Source organism: Synechococcus sp. LTW-R, assembly GCF_014217875.1.
Lineage (GTDB): Bacteria > Cyanobacteriota > Cyanobacteriia > PCC-6307 > Cyanobiaceae > Vulcanococcus.
This window is the reverse complement of the sequence record NZ_CP059060.1, coordinates 1335814-1357046: the sequence shown is the minus strand read 5'-3', so window position 1 is coordinate 1357046 and position 21233 is coordinate 1335814. Positions and strand designations below refer to the sequence as shown.

Sequence of the window (21233 nt, the reverse complement as noted above, 5' to 3'; positions counted from 1 at the left end):
ATCGCCGGGGCTTTTTTGTCGTCTTAGGTCGAACGACGAGCAACAAGGAGTTGATGCTGCAGCAACTGCGGCAGCTGTCCCTTGCGGCGTTGTTGCAGCGCGGCCGCCAGACACTCGATCTCCTTCGCGCTCAGTTGGTTGCTGAGCCTTTCGCGGTAGGGGGCTTCCGCCGCAAACCAACGGTTGATCAGGCCGTCGTTGATCGGTAGCTCCAGCCGCTCCTCCCAGCTGCGCCACGCCAGCGCCCAACCCTGCTGCTTGAGGGCTGCCTCGAGGCTGGTGGGGTCGGGATCGGGCGCGAGCATCTCGGTCTCGATCGCGACCGCTTGCTCAAGCAGTGGACCGAGCTCTTCTTGGGCGGTGTTCCCTTGCCTTAAGGCGGCGGCCGGGCCAAGGCGCGGCTGGCTGAAGAGCAGGCGCAGTTGGGCTTTGGGGGCGGCCAAGCCCGTGAGGCTGGCCACCGCGGCCTCCAGATCCGGCTGGCTGCAATGCTTCCAGGGATGCCGGCTGGCGATCCATTCGAAACGTTGGCCGCTGCCCTCAAGCGCGTTCAGCTCGGGGATCAGTTGGGGGCGATCGAGGCTGTCGAGCACCGCCAGTTGGGTGGTGAGCCTGCTTTGATCGGCCGTGCTGGCTGCTTGGATGACGACCCCGCCTTCGGGGCAGCGCTGCAGGGGATCGAGGGCCCAGAGCAAGGAGCGGGCCTCGAGGATGAGGACCCGGTCATGCCGCTGCCAGTTGGCCTCCGCCCAGAGCTCCTGGCGCAGGCGATCAAGCCGCTCCCCTTCGCTGCCGGATTGCCGCTGGATCCAGCGTTCCAGCTCGGGGTCATCGGGCCCGCTGCTGAGCATCTCGCCAAGTTCCTGCTGATGCTCGACGGCCGCGGCGAGCTGGGCGGCCCGCCGTTGCTGGAGCCGTTGGCGCCGTTCCCCTTCCCAACCCAGGGTTCCGGGTTGCCAGAAGACTTGCCCCTGCAGATCGCTGGGCAGGTACTGCTGGGCGACCCAGTGCTCGGCGTAGGCATGGGGGTAGCGGTAGCCGACGCCATCGCCGAAGGCCTTGCCATCGCGGTTGGCGTCGCGCAGGTGGGAGGGGACCGCCTGGCGGTTGCTGGCCTTGACGTTTTTGAGGGCATCAAAAAAGCCGAGCAGGCTGTTGCTCTTCTCCGTGGAAGCCAGGTAGAGCGCGGCCTGGGCCAAGGGATAGAGGCCTTCAGGCAAGCCGACTCGCTCGAAGGCCGCCGCGCAGGCCTCCACCACGACGACGGCCTGGGGGTCCGCCAGACCGATGTCTTCCCCGGCTGAAATCAGCATCCGCCGGAAGATGAAGCGGGGGTTCTCCCCCGCCTCGATCATCTTGGCCAGCCAGAACAGGGCGGCATCGGGATCACTGCCGCGGAGGGACTTGATGAAGGCACTGATGGTGTCGAAATGGGCATCCCCCTGTTTGTCGTAGAGGACGGCCCGTTGCTGAATGGACTCTTCGGCGATCGCCAGGCTGATGACGATCTGCCCGTCGCCATTGGGCTCCGTCGTCTCCACGGCCAACTCGAGGGCATTGAGCAGGCTGCGAGCATCGCCGCCTGCGACGTCCACCAGATGCGCCGCGGCCTCCGGCGTGATCTGGACCAGCCGATCGCCATAGCCCCGCTCGCGGTCCCGCAGGGCCCGATCGAGCAGTTGGTGCAGATGTTTGGTTTGTAGAGGCTGCAGCCGAAACAGCCGGGAGCGGCTGACGAGGGCCTTGTTGACTTCAAAGAACGGGTTTTCGGTGGTGGCCCCGATCAGGGTTACCGTTCCGTTCTCGACCCAAGGCAGCAGGGCATCCTGCTGGGCGCTGTTGAAGCGATGGACCTCATCGATGAAGAGCAGGCTGCGCAGGCCGTGCTGATCGAGCCGGCGCTTGGCTTCATCGACCTCGTGGCGTAGGTCCTTCACGCCGGCGAGGACGGCATTGAGGCTGCTGAAGTGGGCCCGGGTGGTGGCCGCAATGATCCGGGCCAGGGTGGTTTTGCCGACCCCCGGCGGACCGTAGAAAATCAGGTTGCCGACCCGATCGGCCGTGATGGCGCGCCGCAGGAGTCGACCGGGGCCAAGGATCTCTTCTTGGCCTTGAAAGTCATCGAGGCTTCGGGGCCGGAGACGATCGGCCAGAGGAGCGTGGAGCTGGCGCAGCTGCTCACCGTGATGACTGAAGAGATCGCTCACGCCGCGCCGGATGGGTCTCGATCCCCATCATCCTCGGGCCAAACCGTCTCGACCTCCCTAGCTTGCGGATCTCCGAGTCACCGTCGTGCGGCGCCTGCTGGCACCCCTGCCGTTGCTGTTCTTGCTGGGCTGTGGCCCCAAGCAACCCCAGCGTCAGCCCACCGCGGTGCAGGTCCAAACGATTGGCAGCGCTGAATTCAATCCCTCGATTGACGTCATCAGTCGCCTGAGCTCCACCACGGATGTCTCCTTGAGGCCGGAGGCGGATGGACGGGTCGTGAAGATCCTGGTGAAGCAGGGCCAGACGGTGAAAGCGGGCGAGCCGATCTTGGTGCTCGACAACGTGCAACAGACCGCGGCGCTGGACTCCGCCAAGGCAGAAGCGCGCAAGGACCGGCTCAATGCCGAGCGCTACATCTTTTTGAACGAACAGGGCGCTGTGTCCACCAAACAGCGCGATGCCTATGTCACCCAGGCGATTCAAAGCGCCGATCGGGTGCGCTCCGATGCCGCCACCTTGGGATACAAGTACGTCACCTCACCCATTGATGGGGAGATTGGCGACCTCGATACGGTGAAGCTTGGTGATTACGTCCGCAAGGGGCAGGCGATTACCGGGATCGTCGACAACTCCACCCTTTGGACGTTGATGGATGTCCCCGCGACCGAAGCCTCGCGCGTGGCACTCAACCAGGAAGTTCTGCTTCGTACCCAGGGCAATCCACCTGTTGAGGGGAGCGGGAAGGTGGTGTTTATTTCCCCCTATTTCGGCGTCAGTGGGAGCAGCTCCTCACCCAACACGGTCCTCGTCAAAGCGGCGTTCCCCAACCTGACCGGCAAGCTCAAGACAGGGCAGTACGTCTTGAACCGGATAATCACCGGGAGCCAGCAGGCCCTCTCGGTGCCGGTCTCGGCGGTGTTGATGCAAGCCCAGCAGCCCTTCGTCTATCGGATTGTTCGCCTCTCGGAGGCGTTGCCCAAGATCAAGGCTTCCAAGACCGTCCCCGAAAAACAAAAGAAACGATTGGCCTCCATGCCCGGCTCGACGCCGATCGTGGTTCAGACGTCGGTTCAACTCGGCAATCTCCAACACAACCGCTACCCCGTGCGCTCTGGCTTGAAGGCCGGGGATCAGGTGGTGGTGAGCAATACGGCACTGTTGCGGACCGGTTTGCCCGTGACCATCGCTCCAGCCAGCCAGCCCTAGGGAGCGTTCGCGATGTCGCTCTCGGATCGGTTTATCAAGCGCCCGGTACTCACCACGGTGTGCAGCATCTTGATCGTGCTGGTGGGCGTCATTGCGATTCCCACCCTGCCGATTGAAAACCTGCCCAACATTGCGCCGCCTCAGATTCAGGTGAGTGCCAACTACAGCGGTGCGAACTCCCTGGTGACGGAGCAGGCCGTCACCAATGTTCTGGAACAGCAGATCAACGGGGTGCCTGGGGCGGCCTACATCTCCTCGCTGACCACCAACACCGGTGCCAGCACGGTCAACGTGTTTTTTGACGAGGGCACGGACATCAATATTGACCAGGTCAATGTGCAGAACCGGGTGTCGTTGGCGATGCCCCAGCTGCCCTCACAGGTGAGCAGCACCGGCGTTTCGGTCATTCAAACCACCCCTTCGATCTTGCTGGCCTACCAGGTCTCTTCGTCTGCGGGTCAGTTCGACCGTTCCTATCTCAATGGCCTGATCTACGAGCAGCTGTACTACCAGCTCGAGCGCATCCCAGGGGTGGCCCAGGCCACGCTCTTCGGCGGCAGCAATCCTGCGTTTTGGCTGTTTGTTGACCCCAACAAGCTCACCGCCAATCAGTTGACGGCTGATCAGGTGGTCAGTGCCGTGCGCAGTCAGAACGCGGTGGCGATTGGTGGTTTAGTCGGCGGCCCACCGGCCGGCGGCAACCAGCGCTTCACCTATCCGATCTTGGTGGAGAACAACGGCAACTTGGTCTCGGTTGATCAGCTCAACCAGTTGATCGTCGGTCGCTCTCCCCAGGGCAATCTGCTGCGCCTACAGGATGTCGGTGAGGCCACCTATGGCTTCAACACGTTTGCGACCGAAGGGAGCGATATCCATGGCTACCCCGCGATCACCGTTGGGGTGTATCAGACCCCAGAAAGCAACGCCTTGCAGGTGAGCGAGGCCGTCGTGAACCTGATGGAGCAGTTCCGTGCTCAGGTTCCCCCGGGGGTGACGGTTCAGCAGATCTACAACGTTGGCCAGTTCATTGAATCAGCCGTCGGTGGCGTCACCGATGCCCTGGGCTTGGCAATTGTCCTGGTGCTCGTCATCCTGTTCCTGTTTTTGCAGGACTGGCGCGCCACGGTGGTGCCCAGCCTGGCGATTCCGATTTCCTTGGTGGGGACCTTTGCCTTCATGAAGGCCTTTGGTTTCTCGATCAATCAGCTCACCTTGCTGGGTTTGGTCTTGGCCACGGGCTTGGTTGTTGATGACGCGATTGTCGTGATCGAAGCGGTCGCCAAAAACCTCGAACAGGGTATGAAGCCGCGGCAGGCGGCCCTGGAATGCATGGGCGAATTAATCGGCGCGATCATCGCTTCATCGCTGGTCCTGATGGCGGTGTTTGTGCCGGTGGCGTTTTATCCCGGTGGGATCGGCATCATCTACCGGCAGTTCGCCTTGACGATTGCGTTTTCGATCGCGATCTCGACGTTTAATGCTTTGACGTTCTCGCCGATGATGGCGGGGCTGATTCTCAAGACCGAGAAGCCACCCCGCCCGGAAGGTTGGCGTTGGACGGTGGCTGGGCTCGTGATTGGCCTGGGGTTTGGCAAATTCAGCGCCGCCTCCTTTGGCCCCCTGGCCTATGTCGTTGGCATTGCGGGCTTCGGTTTTGCAGGCAGTCGCCTGGCGTTGATCTTTGATCGCTTCAACGCCTTCTTTGCGCGCTTGGAGCAGGGCTACGGCCGTCTGCTCCATTGGCTGATTGATCGCCGGCGTTGGATCTTGATGGGCTTGGGGACAGGGATTGTCACCACCGCGATCGCCTTTAATGCGCTGCCTACGGCCTTCATCCCTGAGGAGGACCAGGGCTACGGCTTGGGGATCTTCCAGCTGCAGAACGGAGCCTCGCTCTCGCAGACCCAACAGGTGGGGATGCAGATCGCGGAGGTGCTCAAGCAGGAGAAGAACATCACCGCCGCCAGTGTGATTAGCGGTGCAGGCTTCAACGGCAACAGCCCCGATCAGGGCCTCTTCTTTTTTGGTCTGAAGCCGTTGGATGAGCGCTCGGGCTCCGAAAACAAAGCCCCCGCCATCGTTGATCGGCTGAACGCCAAGTTGTCGCGGTTCAGCACTGGCTTAGCGGCTGCCTCCCAGCCCCCGGCCATTCCCGGTTTCTCGGCGCAAGGGGGTTTCTATTTCCAGTTCAACGACCTCAGTAACGGCGCTTACACCTTCACCCAGTTGGATCAGCTGGCGGAACAGCTGGTGAGCCAGGGGCAGGCCAGTGGTGCCTACGCCAACCTCTATACCCAGTTCGTTCCGAGTGCCCCTGCCTTTGGCCTGAAGATCGATCGATCGATTCTGGGCACCTTGAACGTCGACTTTCAGCAGGCGATGCAAACGATCGCCGTCTTAGCCGGCGGTAATTATTCAGGTCTGACCTACGAGAGCGGTCAGGTCCGCAACATTTATGTCCAGGCCGAGCCGGCTGGTCGCCAGGGGCTGGAGAACATCCTGAGCTACTACGTCCGCAACCGCGACAACAAGTTGGTCCAGGTCTCGGAGTTTGCCTCTTCTGAACTGTCCAGTGCTCCGCCGGTCATCAGCCACTACAACCTCTACCGAACGGTCTTGATTCAGGGTGTTCAGGCCTTGGGCAAGAGTTCGGGGCAGGCCCTGAGTGCGATCCAACAGCAATTCAAGGCGATGGATTTCAACAACATCGGCTATGCCTTCACGGGGATTGCGGCACTCCAGCTTTCGGCCGGCAGTGCCAGCGTGTTGGTCTTTGGCCTCGGGGTGTTGTTTGTCTATCTCGTGCTGTCGGCGCAGTACGAGAGCTATGTCACCCCGGTGATCATCTTGATGACCGTCCCCTTGGCGATGTTGGGTGCGTTGGCCTTCCTCTCGCTGCGCTCGATTGATCTCAACATCTATGCCCAAGTGGGCTTGGTGACCTTGATTGGTTTGGCGGCCAAAAACGGGATCCTGATTGTCGAGGTCGCTGAGCAGCACCTCGAATCAGGCATGTCCTACGGCGAGGCGGCGATCGCTGCGGCTGAGTCGCGGATGCGGCCGATCCTGATGACGGCGATCGCCTCACTTGCGGGCTTCTTCCCGTTGGTGGTGGCGACCACAGCAGGCGCTAACAGCCAGCAGTCCCTGGGAACCGTCATCTTTGGCGGCCTCTTGGTCGCCACAGTGCTTTCCCTCGGCGTTGTGCCGCCGTTCTACGTCGCGATCAAAAACCTGGAGGAGCGCTGGTTTGGCGCTCCTACGGCTCGGGGCTAACGCCGATCAGGTGATCACGGTGGGGCGATCCATGCCCGTGCGGGTCTTGATTTCCGCGAGGGCATCCGCCGCTGAGATCAGCTCCGCGAGGGCGGCCTGCGGGTCTTGGCCAAGATCGCCGCTGCTCGGCACATAGCTCTCGAGGTAGAGCCTCAGGGTTGCTCCTTGGGTGCCGGTGCCGGAGAGGCGGAAGACGACGCGGCTGCCGTCATCGAGCAGGATCCGCAGGCCCTGGCCGCTGGTCAAGGAGCCATCGACGGGGTCGCTGTAGCTGAAGTTATCGGCCGTGCTGATGCGGCGACCGGCGAAGTCCTGGCCCACCAGGGAGGGCAGCATGCCCTTGAGGCGGTCGTAGAGGCCATGGGCCTTCTCGCTGGCGATCGCCTCGTAGTCGTGGCGCGAGTAGTAGTGGCGTCCGAAGCGCTTCCAGTGGTCGGCCATGATCTCGGCGACCGAGCAGCGCTTGCGCGCCAGGATCTGTAGCCAGAAGAGAACGGCCCAGAGCCCGTCTTTCTCGCGGATGTGGTTGCTGCCGGTGCCGAAGCTCTCCTCGCCGCAGAGGGTGATGCGCCCCGCGTCGAGCAGGTTGCCGAAGAACTTCCAGCCGGTGGGGGTTTCAAAGCACTCGATGCCGAGCTCTTTGGCCACGACGTCGACGGCGGCGCTGGTGGGCATCGAACGGGCCACGCCCGAGAGCCCCTCGGCATAGCCGGGAGCGAGGGTGGCGTTGGCCGTCAGCACCGCCAGGCTGTCGCTGGGGTTCACGAAACAGCGGTTGCCCAGGATCATGTTCCGGTCGCCATCGCCATCGCAGGCGGCGCCGAAGCGATAGGCGTCGCTGTCCATGAGCAGCTCGGCCAGATCGTGGGCATAGGTGAGGTTCGGGTCGGGGTGCCCCCCGCCGAAATCCTCCAGGGGCTTGCCGTTGCGGACGGTTCCAGCCGGTGCCCCCAGTAGGCCCTCCAGCAGCCGGGTGGCATAGGGGCCCGTGACGGCATGCATCGCGTCGAAGGCGATCGTGAAGTCGTCTTGGATCAGGGCCTTGATCTGATCGAAGTCGAACAGCTTCTGCATCAGGGCGATGTAGTCATCGACCCCATCAATCACCTGCAGGCTGAGGCCGCCCACGCTCTGCTCACCGACGGCATCGAGGTCGACCGGCGCGGACTCGAGGATGCTGTAGCCGTCCAGGGTCTGGGTGCAGGCGTAGATCGCGTCCGTCAGGGATTCCGGGGCGGGACCGCCGTTGGCGCCATTCACCTTGACCCCGAAATCACCGTCGGGGCCACCGGGGTTGTGGCTGGCCGAGAGGATGATCCCGGCTGTGGCCTGGTGCTGGCGGATCAGGTTGGAGGCGGCCGGGGTGGAGAGGATGCCGCCGCTGGTTGTGATGATGCGGCCCACGCCGTGGGCGGCCGCCATGCGGGTGATCACGGCGATGGCTTTACGGTTGCCGAAGCGGCCATCGCCACCGACGACGAGGGTGCCGCCTTGCACCCCGGGGACTGTGCGCAGGATCGCCTCGATGAAGCTCTCGAGGTAGTGGGGCGTGGCGAAGTGACGGCTGCTCTTGCGCAGACCTGAGGTCCCCGGTTTTTGATCGGTGAAGGGAGTCTCGAGAGCGATCTGCCGCACGCCGCTGGTCATCGGTGAGAGCCGAGGGGGCACCAAGTTAGACCGATGTTCCGGATTCCAGAGGTTTCGCGGGGCGCCTAGCTGCCGCCAAAGCCAAAGCCACCCTTCTTGGGATTGTTCGGGGCTTGGGGCTGCTGGGTCTCCGGTTTGGCCCGTTCCATGCTGCGGCAGACCAGCAGCAAGCGTTGCGCGGGATCGCTGAGGGCTTCGCGGCGCTGATAGCTATTGATGCTGGCGGGCTTGGCGTCCTGGACGATGCTCCAAATCAGGTCTTTGCAGCTGGCGGGAAGACGGGGGTGATCCATCAGCGGATCGGCCAGCCCCCGGGACTTCGCGCAGCTCTCGGCGGTGTTGTCGCGGGCGCAGGCGATGGTGATCAGCTGGAGATCCTTCAGGCTCTCTTCACTGGGGAAGGGGACGTAGAGATCGGCTGCCAGTCCTGCTGCCGAAACCAAGGCTGAAGCAACCGAAAGCAAGGTTGTTAGAGGACGGATCATAGGTAAGACAATAGTGAAACCTTGACTTTATTTCAACACCTTTTGTACTGTGGTAGCGGAAAATAGTCCCGTGCTCGCTGCTGTTAACATGTTCGAAGACGAGGTTGTTTCGGCTGCTCAATCCTTCCTGTGTGGGGAGTGATTTTGTAGTAATTTCGCCTGGAAGACATGTTGTGATCACCGAGGTGGGATGATTAAGGCAAGTCGCAGTGGAGGATGTCCTTTTCAGCATTAATATGCCCGCCAGGACTATTTCTAATCCTTGCGACTTTTCGGCGGAAGAGAGTTTTAAGAGGCTTGAAAGGAGAGTTTTATTAAGAAATGAATGCCAGGCTGGAGCTCAGACCGTTGCCTAAATGGCAGTTTTGCGATTTTTGCGTCGATTGTCCTTAGACGCTCGCGCTCTATGGATTCCCTTTGAGCGCTGCGGTCTAGGGCGTTTGTCAGGCTTTCTTACGGGAGAGAGGCTTGTTGGCACCTATGCAGCAAATCGCATAGCGTACTTATGCGGAACTTCGGCTCATTTCTCACGCAGACGATGGCAGGAATGTTGCAGTTCTGGTAGAGTGGTAAAGATTGTAATTGCTTAGCGTGGCCTCAGGTTTTGCGCCAGTCCTCATCGACTCGGTTGTGCATGTTGGAGTCGGAGGCGCGCTCGAAACTGCTCTGTATGACTGTCTTGGGTTGGAGGTCTTATGGATAGACGCTCGAGAGGATGTGTGCGAATCTTTGAATGATAAGTTGACAGCTTCGGAGAAGCAGGCCTCTGTATGTGCTGTCTTGGGAAGTAAGTCTTCGAGGGATTGGTTTTTCTATTGTAATACTGGAGGCCGTTTTTCTTCTACCTACGATTTGGCTGATATTCCCAAGCTGTATCCGGGTGTCTCTGTATCCAAAATTGAATCTGTTCAAAAGCGAGTTCTTCCAGATGTCTTGCGGGAGCGCGGATTTGATGTGCAGTCAAATACGTGCTTGGTTATTTCGGCCCTTGGCAATACGCTGGAGATATTGCAGGGCTGCGGTGAATTTTTGCGTAAGTTTAGCTCTATCCGCGTCAAAGTTGCTGATTTCGAAACGCACAACTGGTCTTCCGATATTTGTGTAGTGGTCTCTTTTCTAGAAAGAGAAGGCTTCAGGCTCTCGGGTCCTGTATTGATTTCCCCGGCGTCCAGGGTCGATATTGCTATGAAGCGGATACTTCTTCACAAGAATCCTCCCGCTTGCATCCGAGAGCTCCTCGAGTCACAGGGATTTGTGATAGATATTTTGCCAGATCAAGTAAGCGAAAGCGGCTGTATCTATGAGGCCTTCTTTTTTAGGGATGATTGTATCGATACTCGTCTTCAGAGGGTTGATTTTTAATCTCTATGACAGATGCAAACCTCGCTTTGACGTGCGGGCTGCTTGAATGATGGAGCACGGTGAACTTATTTCTGAGGGCAATTTTGACTATCGTGTGATTGCGATGTATTTCTTTGATGAAACCCCTGCCAGCACTGCAGGCGCGCAAATGTTGGAATCTTCCGAAGAATTAAAAAAAAGTCTGGGTAGTCTTGAGAAGCAGTTTTCTGACTTGCCCAAACCGTCTTCTAATCCAGCGTTGCAAATTCAGCGGTTATTGACGATATACGGTAAAAGGGGGTGGAGTCATTACTTAACTCACCAATGTGGCCGTTATTGGTACCTGCATTTTAGGCGTGATTCTAATCTCGCTTCTCGGCCAGAAAACTTTGACAGTGAGGAATTGGTTGTTCTTCAAAACATATCGCTGGAGCAGTATCCTTGAGCGGCTTCCTCGAGCTGGGAGCTTGATCCTTGATCGTGTGTAATGCTGGATTGCGTGTTTGGGCCTCTTGCGTTAAGATCCTGCGAAATATTCACTAAGCGGTCATTGTTTTCGTGAAACGCCTGGGTCTGCTTCTCGTCTTCGCTTCGTTGGCTCGCTCTGTGGCTGTCAGTCCGGCAGCTGCTTTGTCCGAAGATGCTCGATTTGATGTATTTGGGACTGGCATTGAGGATGTTATTCACGACCCGGTCCAGCATGGCTTACTTGCTGTCGCGGTGAATTCTAGCGAATTTGAAGTTGTCCAGATTGAAGAAACATCTGCCCCTGATGGAGTGGAGAATCCTGCCGCTGAGGTAGAGGTTAAGGAAGACGAGGTTATTGAGAGCGAAGGAACATCTGCCCCTGATGGAGTGGAGAATCCTGCGGCTGAGGTAGAGGTCAAAGAAGCAGAGGTCATTGAGAGCGAAGAAATATCTGCCCCTGATGGAGTGGAGAATCCTGCGGCTGAGGTAGAGGTCAAAGAAGCAGAGGTCATTGAGAGTGAAGGAACATCTGCCCCTGATGGAGTGGAGAATCCTGCGGCTGAGGTAGAGGTTAAGGAAGCAGAGGTTATTGAGAGCGAAGAAATATCTGCCCCTGATGGAGTGGAGAATCCTGTGGCTGAGGTAGAGGTTAAGGAAGCAGAGGTTATTGAGAGCGAAGGAACATCTGCTCCTGAGGGAGTAGTGAATCCTTCGCCTGAGCAAGATGCGGGATCTTCGTCTCCTGGGGTTGCTCCAGTTGTCCCCATTAATTCAATATTGCAGACACAACAGTGGTTGAGGTGCTCTTTCCAAGAGAAGGAAGGATTGTCCAGTTATGTGTATATAGACGGCTCTAGTTTTGGCTCCACTCCTCTGGCGGTCCGTTATCAGTCGTCTTCGGGGCGTATTCCTCCTCGTCCGGTCTCTGCTACCGGTTATTCTTCTGGTGGAATGCTGTTTGCGGTGTTCACTGAAAATATATTTTCTATTGAGCTAAAGCGAGCTGTAACGGTCTCTTCTGCGGGGTTGGCATCTCTCAGCGTGAGCTCACGTACTCCTGGCCTTACTGATTGGGTGGAGAGCACTGTTTATGATGGTTCTTGCATCGTAGGTGACCTTGATGAAATTGTGGTCCAGACGCGGCAAGGATATGACAAAAAGGTTAAGGAAGCAGAGGTCATTGAGAGTGAAGGTACATCTGCCCCTGAGGGATTGGAGAATCCTGCGGCTGAGGTAGAGGTCAAAGAAGCAGAGGTCATTGAGAGCGAAGGAACATCTGCCCCTGAGGGTGCGGAGAATCCTGAAGTTGAGGTAGAGGTGAAGGAAGACGAGGTTATTGAGAGCGAAGGAACATCTGCCCCTGAGGGTTCGGAGAATCCTGAAGTTGAGGTAGAGGTGAAGGAAGACGAGGCTATTGAGAGCGAAGGAACATCTGCCCCTGAGGGTTCGGAGAATCCTGAAGTTGAGGTAGAGGTGAAGGAAGACGAGGCTATTGAGAGCGAAGGAACATCTGCCCCTGAGGGTGCGGAGAATCCTGAAGTTGAGGTAGAGGTGAAGGAAGACGAGGTTATTGAGAGCGAAGGAACATCTGCCCCTGAGGGTGCGGAGAATCCTGAAGTTGAGGTAGAGGTGAAGGAAGACGAGGTTATTGAGAGCGAAGGAACATCTGCTGCTGAGGGAGTAGAGAATCCTGCCGCTGAGCTACAGCTTGATAGGCTATAGATATTGGATCTGTAAATCCTCCCCTCCAGCTTAATGATTAAAGTTCGTCCTTTTCCCTAAGGTTCTGGTCGTCACTAATTGAAGTCGTGCAGGAGTTGATGTTGTGTGGTGTGATTGTCGAGTTTGTAATTATTTCTTGGTCCTATTTTAACGGGTTTTCTTTGCTCGCTTTTTCTAGACCCTCTGCTTTAGCTTGTGTATCTTCCAGTACCTTCGCCGACCCATCCATGTCGGTCGGCTTCGCTTTCGCTGGCGCCTAGAACAGCGTCAGACATCAACAAGTTGCCCTTCTTCATGGCGGCTCGCTAGAAGTGGGACTCCATAGCCGTGGGAGCGATGTCTCTTCTGCCGCGCTGGCGCTTTATGACCGACGAGGCCAAGGCCCTGACCAAGCGGGTTGCTGTGTCGGCCGTTGCCTTGGTGCTGGTGGCGTTGTTGCTGCGGACTCTGCTGCCTTGGATGGTCTTGGTTCTGGTGGCCTGGGGGCTTTGGAGCTGGACGCGGCGTTAGCAGCGGCTGGTGCTGACTGGGGCTCCATCGCTTTGTTGCGGGAATCCCAAAAGTGCTGGGCCCATCCGTAGCTTGACCGCCTTCGATCTAAGCGGACTGGCGCCATCGATTAGCGCCAGGGATGGCAAGTCATGTTTGATCCATTCCGCCTGTCCTGCCTGGATTACTTGATCTGGCTGCGTTCTGGCCAGGAGGCAACCAACCGCTTGGCCTGCAACCAGGCCACGGTTTCGCGCAACGCCAAGTCCGTCGCTGATTTCCTCGAGCTCGATGCCCGCAAGCTCGAGGGCGAGTGGACCTTGGGTGGTGATCTCTCTTTGCTCAATGCCGAGCGGGAGGTACATCAGCTCTACCGCTGGACCAAGGGCGAAGCACTGCGGATTGATGCCATCTATGGCGTGGGTGCCCCCTATCTCGAGGGGTTGGCTGCGCCCTGGGTTGGCGGGCGCTCCGACTTCATGGGGATCACCTACCCCCTGGCGTTGCTCCGGCACTCCATCCTGGATGTCTGGATCGGTTGCTATCCAGATCTTCCCGAGGAGGACCCCGACTTTGCCGTGATCCACCTCAGCCGCTATCCGGCGTTTTTCCTGGTGGACCGGGCCCACCCCCTGTTGGAGCATCCCGAGGCTCTTGAGCTCGAGGATTTGCGGGGGTTCCCGGTGCTCGCACTCCCCGAGGGTGCCTTCCCCAAGATGCAAGTGCATTTGAAGGGCCTGGGGCTTGAGCGCGCGCCGGTGGGTGCCACACGCCATGAGCCCAGGCGTTGGGAGGGGCGCACCGAGGATCAACTCACCATCAGCTACGGCAGCCCCCACACCGTGGCGTGCTTTGGCGGTGCCAAGGTCCCTTTGCCCCTCTCCACGGGACTGACCTTGGGGGATTCCCTGGTGGTGAAGCGCCGTTTTGCTGAAAGCGAGGTCTTTCAGCAGCTCGTCACTCAGTTGCGCGGGCGGGCGCAGTTCCTGTCCGAATCGCGGTCAGCGTTGGAGTGCTGCTGAGACGTCCATGATTGGTCTCGATGAACTGGACTGCCTCGACTACTTGATCTGGTTGCGCACCGGGGATCGAGTAGCCAAGCGGCTGAACATGGATCAGGCCTCGGTCTCCCGCAAAGCGCGGCGCGCGGTGACGGCCTTCGGGCTTGACGTCAAGAAGCATCCGGTGAATGGGACGTCGAGGGTGATCTCAGCCTGCTGAATATGGAGCGGCAGGTGCATCAAGACTGCCGCTGGAAGCGGGACCTTCCTCTACGGATTGACGCGCAATATTATTCCGGTCCGTTATTGCTCAAGCAGCCACCACAAGGGTGGCTCTGCGGTGCTTTTGGCGTCCTCAATCTCGCGACTCCATTGAGTCTGTTGCGGCGTGGTGTTCTTGATGTCTGGATTGCTGGATACCCGGATGTGCCGGATGACGATGATGACGACTTTGCCGTCGTCCATTTGGATCGATTGCCGACCCATCTGGTGGTTTCTCCGGGGCACCCTTTGACGCGCTTGGGTGATGCGATCACCCTGGAGGAGTCCATCAATTCCCGGCGTTGGCCCTGCCCGATGGCGCCTTCCCGAAATGCCAGGCGGCGCTCGAGGGATTAGGGCTGTGGAATTCCGAGTCAGCTGTGCGCCGTTACTCCTACGACGCCTGGGAAGGACGCACCGATGACGAGGTCACGGTGGCCTATGCCTCGGCCTTCTCGATTGGGTGGTATCCCACCGAGAAAGTGATCTTGCCGATTGAGATCCCGCTCACCGTGGGGGACAGTCTGGTGGTGCCGCGTCGCTTTGCCGAGCACCCGCGTTTTCTTGCCCTGGTGGCTCACCTGCGCCAGCGGCTGGTGGAGATGGCTCCGGCCTGCCTGGAGCTGGAGATCCTGCCGGCTTAATCCCGCTCAATCCCACTCCCGCAGCGCTGGCGGTTGCGTTCCAGCTTGCGCCGCAACCGTTCAGTGATGCCCAGATCGGCACTGCGCCAGAAACGATCCATTTCGCGGCTGAAGTGGGCAGCAACCTGCGGCGAGCGGATCACGAGCAGCACCTCATCGTTTTGATGGGCAGCACTCGGGCTCCAGTTGAAGCTGCCGGTAACGACAACGGCGTCAACAACCTCTTGTCCAGGCTGAACCTTGTCGGGGCACTGAGGTGAAGGTGCCTTGATAGCGTTCCTTCATCACTTGCGGTCCAGCGTGGATTCTGCCTCGCAACCCTTGCTTGACGCCTTGGATCATTTCTGCACTCAGGCGGATGGTGACCCTGAGTTCGCCAGAGATTTCTATGCCGCTAGCACTCCTGAAGAGATGGTCGCTCTGGCGGTAGATGCAGGGATCCTGATTGATGCTGATGACTTTCGTGCCCTGCTGAGAAGCGGTAGCACCGAGCACTGGGAGGTGCGTGGAGAGGATCATGACAACCCGATTGTTCATCTCCAACGGGTTTTTAGGCTCTGATCCCTCAGGGCGATCAACTGAACAAGTCAGCCGTTCAGAGGGGCGCTCGTCGTGAGGTGGATGTGAGTGGCACTGCAAGCCACTCCCTGAGCCGCTCAGTTCTTCTGATCGTCGGCTTAATCCCGCGCAATCCCACTGCCGCAGCGCTGGCGGTTGCGTTGCAGCTTGCGCCGCAGCCGTTCGGTGATGCCCAGATTGGCATTGCGCCAGAGACGATCCATCTCGCGGCTGAAGTGGGCAGCGACCTGCGGTGAGCGGATCACCAGCAGCACCTCGTCGTTTTGATGGGCAGCACTCGGGCTCCAGTTGAAGCTGCCGGTGATCACGGTCTTGCGATCGATCACGGCGAACTGAGCTGGCTGACCTTGAGAAGGACAAGCCCAGCCATGGTTCTGAGACGCCCCTAGTGCACCGGAGCCGTTGAGGAAGCCAGTCCCGTGATTGAGGCAGGTTTGAGACCGGATGTGGCTGCGAACGGCTAAGTGAGCTCTTGGAACAGCAAGAGGATTTGATTAGGCAAAGACCAAGGCAAGCAGCATCAGACAGCAGCGGGGTCTGAGGTTCGATGATGTTTCGTTTGTGACCAGAAGGAGGTTCTATGGAAAGCTCTCTTCAGCGCCCTCAGGCGGTCAAAGAATTAATTTCACACTGCTGCAACTCGAGCTAAAGAGGACGCTTTAGGGGCGCCTGGGATGCCCAGAGAAACTTTCGCGATATTGACTCGGAATATCTTTGCCAAGATCTATTTGCTCTCATGGTAAAGTAGGTCCACCCTTGTAGGATTTGGTGTCAGAAATGGCGCTAGTAAGTCAAAGCACCGTCCAGGCGAACAGCGCATCAAAAATCAGTCGCTATCGACCAGAGATTGATGGGCTAAGAGCATTTGCCGTAGTCGCGGTCATCATCAATCATTTTAATAAAGACATCCTGCCAGGCGGGTATCTGGGTGTTGATATTTTCTTTGTCATATCTGGATATGTCATTACTTCATCGTTGTTTGGGCGACCCAGCAAAGATTTCAAGGACTTCATCAGCGGGTTCTATGAGCGAAGGATCAAGCGACTAGTCCCAGCGCTATCGGTTTTTGTGCTGATAGCAAGTATTGCGATCTGCTTATTTAATCCATTGCCAAGATTGTCTTTGCTGACTGGTCTGGCATCACTATTTGGGCTTTCAAATCTCTACCTTCTCAAGCAATCGACAGACTACTTTGCGCAATCAACAGAGCTAAATGTTTTCACTCACACATGGTCCTTGGGAGTTGAAGAGCAATTCTACATATTATTCCCATTCCTGATTTGGATTTCAGGATTTGGGCGACAGACAAAGAACGGTGCCAGAAATCTTTTCTTTGTAGTTGGATTACTGACAATTGCTTCGCTGGTTGGATTTATCTGTCTCTACCCAACAAATCAACCAGCAGCATATTTCATGATGCCGTCCCGATTTTGGGAGATGGCAGCAGGATGTCTGATCTTTATTGGATTTCAGAAGCGAGCATCAGTTGAACAATTGCTGGAGAAGGTGCCACCTCTTCTGGTGATGGCACTGATTGTTAGTGTGATGTATCTGCCGATGTCGATGGCAGCTGCATCCACCATTGCAATTGTTGTTTTGTCATCCATCCTGATTGCCTGCCTAAAGAAGAAGACAGCAGCATTCAATGTGTTCACCAATCCCAGTGTCGTCTATATCGGTTTGATCTCCTACTCGCTGTATCTATGGCACTGGGGGGTGCTATCAATCAGTCGTTGGACTATTGGTATCCACTGGTGGTCAGTGCCCTTCCAGATCGCCATAATGCTTGGTCTAGCAGTTGCTTCCTATCGCTGGATTGAAACACCACTGCGTATGGGGAACTGGTTTGGAAAGCGATGGAAGACCTTGGTAGTTGGTGGAGGTGTATTGGTTACTCTTTCTAGTGGACTAGTTGCTCTTGGCGCGCCACTCGCAGGAAAACTTTATAGTGGTGAAGCAAGCGAAGATTTCAGCAATGTTATCAACAAGCCAATGGATTTTCAAGGAGAATTCACCAGGCGTTCTGCGAAGTACTGCCACAGTTCTGATGTCAAGAATGATGATGCCATTTCAGGTGCCATGGCAATGACAGAACAATTCTTGGATAACTGTTTATCTGCATCAACCCACAAACCTCTAGTAGCGTTTAGTGGAGACAGTCATACTCTTTCATTATTTCCAATCAGCGAGGTGATTGCATCTACGTCTGAATTTGATGTTTTCTCGCACAGCAGAGATGGTTGTGCATTCCCTTCCCAAGGCGAAACTTTTAGGAAGGGTTGTTTCGAGGTTCAATCATCTGTTGCTGAAACAATCATTGATGAGATGAGCAAGAGAAAGCATGGTTCAATTTTTGTGGCGACGTCGTATTTGAATTCGCACTTTGGATATGGTGGCGTACATCGAAAACAATTTAAGAAGCATGCAAATGGTTCAAGAAGTGCTGTGAATAAAAACTTGGATGACTTTATTACTTCATCTAATGAGCTTGCAAGCAAACTAGAAACGATTGATGCTTCATTGATTTTGGTTGCGCCACTCCCTCGGCATCCTGGGTTCACTCCTGAGCTTTGTTCGCGTCAGTGGTTTAGACCTTCACCATCAGCCGCCTGCCAGAAAACCGAGAAGAGTTTTCTCGAGAGGGAACGAAAACACATAATTTCAAAATTAGAATTAGCAGCGGAAAAAACTAAGAATATTTATGTATTCGACCCTTTTGAGAGGTTCTGCAGTTCTGAATATTGCTACGTAGCGAAAGGAGGCGTCTTTCTGTATAGCGATGATAATCACCTGAGCAAAGACGGTTCCCTGTTGATTTCAGGAGATCTGCTCTCAATGATCGCCAGTATTAATGCTAAAAAGAAGTAGCTTATCGGCATTTTTGGGGTCAAAGCTTCGCAAAAAACAAGGTTAGACGCTTGTCTCTTTGCTGGTTGTCGATTAATGCGACGGGACATCTGGATCATCGTATGCTATGACTGGAAGTGATTGAAGAAGGTGCAATGTGGAATCAGCCAAGGTCTATCGCTATTAATTCTCGACGCCTTAAATAGTTGTTCAGGAAAGTATCTAATTCCTGGGCTCATCAAGAAATTGTCAACGAATTCCTCGTGATGGGAGTACTGTATGCATGGCGCCAGCGCCCCTCATCCCTATCTTCTCCTGACTGCTGACATCAGCGAATCAACGCCACCAATCGCGTAAAAGACAAGAGCGACAATCCAGAGTTTTGATTTTATGATTCTAGGTTCTTGCTGATGTGACTGCGTTGGCGATGTCGGCAGACAGCTTGTCCGTACGTGTGTTCATGCTCTTTGATTATCAGGAAAGTGCGGAGCTGCCTATTCGCCTGTGCATCTCTTTGCAAGCCAGTATTTCAGCCGCTCAGTCCTTCTTAACGCGCGTTTAATCCCGCTCAATCCCACTGCCGCAGCGTTGGCGGTTGCGTTCCAGCTTGCGCCGCAGCCGTTCAGTGATGCCCAGATCGGCACTGCGCCACAGACGATCCATCTCGCGGCTGAAGTGGGCAGCGACCTGCGGCGAGTGGATCACGAGCAGTACCTCGTCGTTTTGATGGGCGGCACTCGGGCTCCAGTTAAAGGACCCCGTGATCACGGTCTTGCGATCGATCACAGCGAACTGAGCTGGCTGAACTTGAGAAGGACAAGCCCAGCCATGGTTCTGAGACGCCCCTAGTGCAGCTGAGCCGTTGGGTAAGCCAGTCCCGCGATTGAGGCTTGTTTGAGACGGAAGGCGGCTACGAACGGCTAAGTCAGCTTGGCTTCTGGAGATGGTCAGCCTTAGTCAGGATCCCAGTCAGGGAGATGGATCTTGAGGAAAGCACCAACCCTGCGGAATAACAACGGTGCCCTTCAGGTTCGGGTCCGCCTGGATGGCAAAGACCATTTCATCAACCGCTTAGGCAGGTTCGATGACCCTGTTGCGAGGGCACGAGCTCAGGCGATCTCTGCGGAGATCTGGAGGGACTACCAGCAGGGGCAATTGGATTGGAGCTTGTGTCGCTACAAGCCTTTGGTTGAGGGCAAAGACCCTGATCTGCTCAAAGCACTGGAGGCGCTGATGGAGCGCAAGCGCCAGGGCAGAACCACGCACACGTATCGAGTGGTCCGCAGATACGGCGGGGCACTGCGCAACAACGCGGAAGTTCAGGCATTTCTGCGCTGGATGGATGCGGAAGGCTTGGCTGCATCCACGCAAGCCACGATCCTGAGCACCATCCGTGTCGTTCAACCCAACAACAAGGCTCTATCGGACGCGGCGATCAAGGTGCCTCACCGCAGCGTCCAGGCGGAGGTCCTGAGTAGAGGCGATATCCAGAAGGTTCTTGAGGACTTAAGGATCAATGAGGAATGGTTCTATCCCTGCTTTGCCGTCTGGCTGGGTACAGGGCTGAGGAACGCAGAACTGATTGGTTTGACCTGGGATTGCGTGAGGCTGGAGGACGGAGAGCTGCTGATCACCAAGACCTTGAGGCGTGACGGCGTCTACACACACAAGAGGCAGTGGGCAGGCACCAAGACGGGGAAGAGTCGGGTGGTGCCCCTGCGTGATGACCTGGTGCTTCTGCTCCAGGAGCACAAGGAGCAGATGGCGGTACTTGGTCTGGACACCCACAGGGGACTGGTGTTTGTCACTCCCAAAACACATGGGCATCTGTATGACAGCGGTCTAGAGCTCGTCTGGAAGCGCAGTCAGAGGCGAGTGGGCTTGGTGCCTAGGCGGTTGTATGCCCAGCGGCATTCATTTCTGAGCCATGCCCTGGCAATGGGTAATAGTCCTGCTGATCTAGCTGCAGTGGCAGGACATCGGACTGAGCAGCTCCTCAATACTTATGCGAAACCAACAGGCAGAGTAGTCATGCCCCAGTGGTGAGGGCTTAGGGGCAACGATGCATTTAGGAGGGGGAGGACTCTCTTGGCGGGAGAGGCGTAACAGAATCACAAAATAACAAACGGTTTTCGAGAATGAGAGGCAATCTTTCGGGGTATTCCGATCGAATGGGCAACTATCCCACTAGTACCGATCGCCTGGAGGAGGAACTACGGGGTCTTCTTGGGGCAATGCGCTTGCGTCATATTCCAAATAAGACCAAGGCATGGGTTCTCAATGGGATTCAGCACGACTTGATTGAGTCCATACTTTTGACAACCAATATCTGATTTGGACTTGTTGGGAGTGTGGTTGATTCGCTAGAACTGACTGAGTCGTTACTCCCAAGACTCGTGCTGACTGGTCAAGAACTGCTGTCTAAGGTCAAGGAGATGGGTGATGCTCCTAAGACCGAACTGGCAACCGCCTGTGGATATGTGTCCAAGAAGAAGGACGGATCAGACCGCGTGAACTTCACTGCCTTCTATGAGGCACTTCTGAATGCCAAGGGAATTGACCTTGGCAGTGGTGGTGGCAAAGGAGTCGGTAAGGGCGGCAGGAAACTCTCCTACACGGCAAAGGTTCAGTTCAACGGCAACCTGATGGTCGGCAAGGCATACACCGCCATGCTTGGTCTTGAACCTGGCATGGAGTTCGAAATCAAGTTGGGCAGGAAGTCAATTCGCCTGGTCCCTGTCGGTGGTTCTGACGAGGAGGAATAGGCGCAAAAAAGAGGGGGCACACGCCCCCTCAATGCTGCATGAACCTTGATCAGGAATGTTCTAGTGAGGCAGGACTCGGGTTGAGTTGTGTCCCTTGAGGATTCTTCCTTTGCTTCCCGTGTGAGTGCTTTGAGGAGAGGTGCAGTAGGTCAGACGCCTTGGTCTCCTCCTCGACCTTGGTTAATCGTTTGACCAGATTCCAGGTGTCTTGCGAAGAGAGTTCACCGTCATCACCCCACTTGAGACTGGATAACTCTGGGGGGCACATAGGTCTCTTGGTCGCATTTTTTTGAA

18 protein-coding genes and 3 pseudogenes are annotated in these 21233 nt (G+C 56.7%); 14 read left to right on the top strand and 7 right to left on the bottom strand.

Going from position 1 to position 21233, the window contains the following annotated elements:
* Positions 1-23 precede the first annotated feature (23 nt).
* Positions 24-2207 carry an AAA family ATPase gene (locus H0O22_RS07685; protein WP_185186132.1) on the bottom strand — a complete coding sequence of 728 codons (2184 nt, stop codon included), beginning with the start codon at positions 2205-2207 and terminating at the stop codon, positions 24-26.
* Positions 2208-2292: 85 nt separating this feature from the next.
* On the opposite strand from H0O22_RS07685, the gene H0O22_RS07680 reads away from it, so the two are divergent.
* The gene (locus H0O22_RS07680) at positions 2293-3414 is read left to right on the top strand and encodes an efflux RND transporter periplasmic adaptor subunit (RefSeq protein WP_185186131.1); all 1122 of its coding nucleotides are present in this window, start codon (positions 2293-2295) and stop codon (positions 3412-3414) included.
* 12 nt (positions 3415-3426) lie between these two features.
* Positions 3427-6690 carry an efflux RND transporter permease subunit gene (locus H0O22_RS07675; protein WP_185186130.1) on the top strand — a complete coding sequence of 1088 codons (3264 nt, stop codon included), beginning with the start codon at positions 3427-3429 and terminating at the stop codon, positions 6688-6690.
* Positions 6691-6696: 6 nt separating this feature from the next.
* Here the strand turns inward: H0O22_RS07675 and H0O22_RS07670 are convergent, their stop codons facing one another.
* Together H0O22_RS07670 and H0O22_RS07665 are read right to left on the bottom strand one after the other, a co-directional pair.
* Positions 6697-8337 carry an alpha-D-glucose phosphate-specific phosphoglucomutase gene (locus H0O22_RS07670; RefSeq protein WP_185186129.1) on the bottom strand — a complete coding sequence of 547 codons (1641 nt, stop codon included), beginning with the start codon at positions 8335-8337 and terminating at the stop codon, positions 6697-6699.
* 65 nt (positions 8338-8402) lie between these two features.
* On the bottom strand, positions 8403-8780 hold the full coding sequence (locus tag H0O22_RS07665) for a hypothetical protein (RefSeq protein WP_255439219.1): 378 nt from the start codon (positions 8778-8780) through the stop codon (positions 8403-8405).
* A 633-nt stretch (positions 8781-9413) separates the two neighbouring features.
* Between H0O22_RS07665 and H0O22_RS07660 the strand changes: the two genes are divergently transcribed.
* The 6 genes from H0O22_RS07660 (at position 9414) to H0O22_RS07635 (ending at position 14063) form a co-directional block, all read left to right on the top strand.
* Positions 9414-10184, top strand: coding sequence for a hypothetical protein (locus tag H0O22_RS07660; RefSeq protein WP_185186127.1), 771 nt, complete (start codon positions 9414-9416; stop codon positions 10182-10184).
* A gap of 49 nt (positions 10185-10233) precedes the next feature.
* A complete protein-coding gene (locus H0O22_RS07655; protein WP_185186126.1) occupies positions 10234-10608 on the top strand; it encodes a hypothetical protein in 375 nt (124 codons plus the stop codon).
* Positions 10609-10721: 113 nt separating this feature from the next.
* Positions 10722-12353 (top strand): hypothetical protein, encoded by a 1632-nt coding sequence (locus tag H0O22_RS07650; protein ID WP_185186125.1) that lies wholly within the window; start codon positions 10722-10724, stop codon positions 12351-12353.
* Between the two features lie 336 nt (positions 12354-12689).
* Positions 12690-12863, top strand: coding sequence for a hypothetical protein (locus H0O22_RS07645; RefSeq protein WP_185188456.1), 174 nt, complete (start codon positions 12690-12692; stop codon positions 12861-12863).
* A gap of 131 nt (positions 12864-12994) precedes the next feature.
* Entirely contained in the window at positions 12995-13864 is an 870-nt protein-coding gene (locus H0O22_RS07640) for a LysR substrate-binding domain-containing protein (protein WP_185186124.1), read from the top strand.
* A gap of 7 nt (positions 13865-13871) precedes the next feature.
* A complete protein-coding gene (locus H0O22_RS07635; RefSeq protein WP_185186123.1) occupies positions 13872-14063 on the top strand; it encodes a hypothetical protein in 192 nt (63 codons plus the stop codon).
* Between the two features lie 83 nt (positions 14064-14146).
* Here the strand turns inward: H0O22_RS07635 and H0O22_RS13355 are convergent, their stop codons facing one another.
* Positions 14147-14308: a hypothetical protein gene (locus tag H0O22_RS13355; protein WP_255439215.1), complete on the bottom strand. Its 162-nt coding sequence runs from the start codon at positions 14306-14308 to the stop codon at positions 14147-14149.
* Between H0O22_RS13355 and H0O22_RS13440 the strand changes: the two genes are divergently transcribed.
* Positions 14252-14461: a hypothetical protein gene (locus H0O22_RS13440; RefSeq protein ID WP_370521513.1), complete on the top strand. Its 210-nt coding sequence runs from the start codon at positions 14252-14254 to the stop codon at positions 14459-14461. The two genes, H0O22_RS13355 and H0O22_RS13440, sit on opposite strands and share 57 nt — an antisense overlap.
* Positions 14407-14748 carry a hypothetical protein gene (locus H0O22_RS07625; protein WP_185186121.1) on the top strand — a complete coding sequence of 114 codons (342 nt, stop codon included), beginning with the start codon at positions 14407-14409 and terminating at the stop codon, positions 14746-14748. The genes H0O22_RS13440 and H0O22_RS07625 overlap by 55 nt, the downstream gene beginning before the upstream one ends.
* Here the strand turns inward: H0O22_RS07625 and H0O22_RS07620 are convergent.
* A pseudogene (locus H0O22_RS07620) lies at positions 14745-14957 on the bottom strand (phospholipase D-like domain-containing protein); the annotation flags it as partial. The gene H0O22_RS07625 and the pseudogene H0O22_RS07620 overlap by 4 nt on opposite strands.
* A 91-nt stretch (positions 14958-15048) precedes the next feature.
* On the opposite strand from H0O22_RS07620, the gene H0O22_RS07615 reads away from it, so the two are divergent.
* Entirely contained in the window at positions 15049-15309 is a 261-nt protein-coding gene (locus H0O22_RS07615; RefSeq protein WP_185186120.1) for a Nif11-like leader peptide family natural product precursor, read from the top strand.
* A 116-nt stretch (positions 15310-15425) separates the two neighbouring features.
* Here the strand turns inward: H0O22_RS07615 and H0O22_RS07610 are convergent.
* Positions 15426-15662, bottom strand: a pseudogene (locus H0O22_RS07610) (phospholipase D-like domain-containing protein); the annotation flags it as partial.
* A gap of 442 nt (positions 15663-16104) precedes the next feature.
* On the opposite strand from H0O22_RS07610, the gene H0O22_RS07605 reads away from it, so the two are divergent.
* Complete coding sequence (locus tag H0O22_RS07605) at positions 16105-18195, top strand: acyltransferase family protein (RefSeq protein ID WP_185188364.1); 2091 nt, start codon at positions 16105-16107, stop codon at positions 18193-18195.
* Positions 18196-18732: 537 nt separating this feature from the next.
* Here H0O22_RS07605 and H0O22_RS07600 read toward each other — a convergent pair.
* Positions 18733-18969 (bottom strand): annotated as a pseudogene (locus H0O22_RS07600) (phospholipase D-like domain-containing protein); the annotation flags it as partial.
* A gap of 186 nt (positions 18970-19155) precedes the next feature.
* Between H0O22_RS07600 and H0O22_RS07595 the strand changes: the two are divergent.
* Both H0O22_RS07595 and H0O22_RS07590 read left to right on the top strand, forming a co-directional pair.
* Positions 19156-20220, top strand: coding sequence for a site-specific integrase (locus H0O22_RS07595; protein WP_185188363.1), 1065 nt, complete (start codon positions 19156-19158; stop codon positions 20218-20220).
* Between the two features lie 350 nt (positions 20221-20570).
* Positions 20571-20939: an AbrB family transcriptional regulator gene (locus H0O22_RS07590; protein ID WP_185186119.1), complete on the top strand. Its 369-nt coding sequence runs from the start codon at positions 20571-20573 to the stop codon at positions 20937-20939.
* Positions 20940-21233 lie beyond the last annotated feature (294 nt).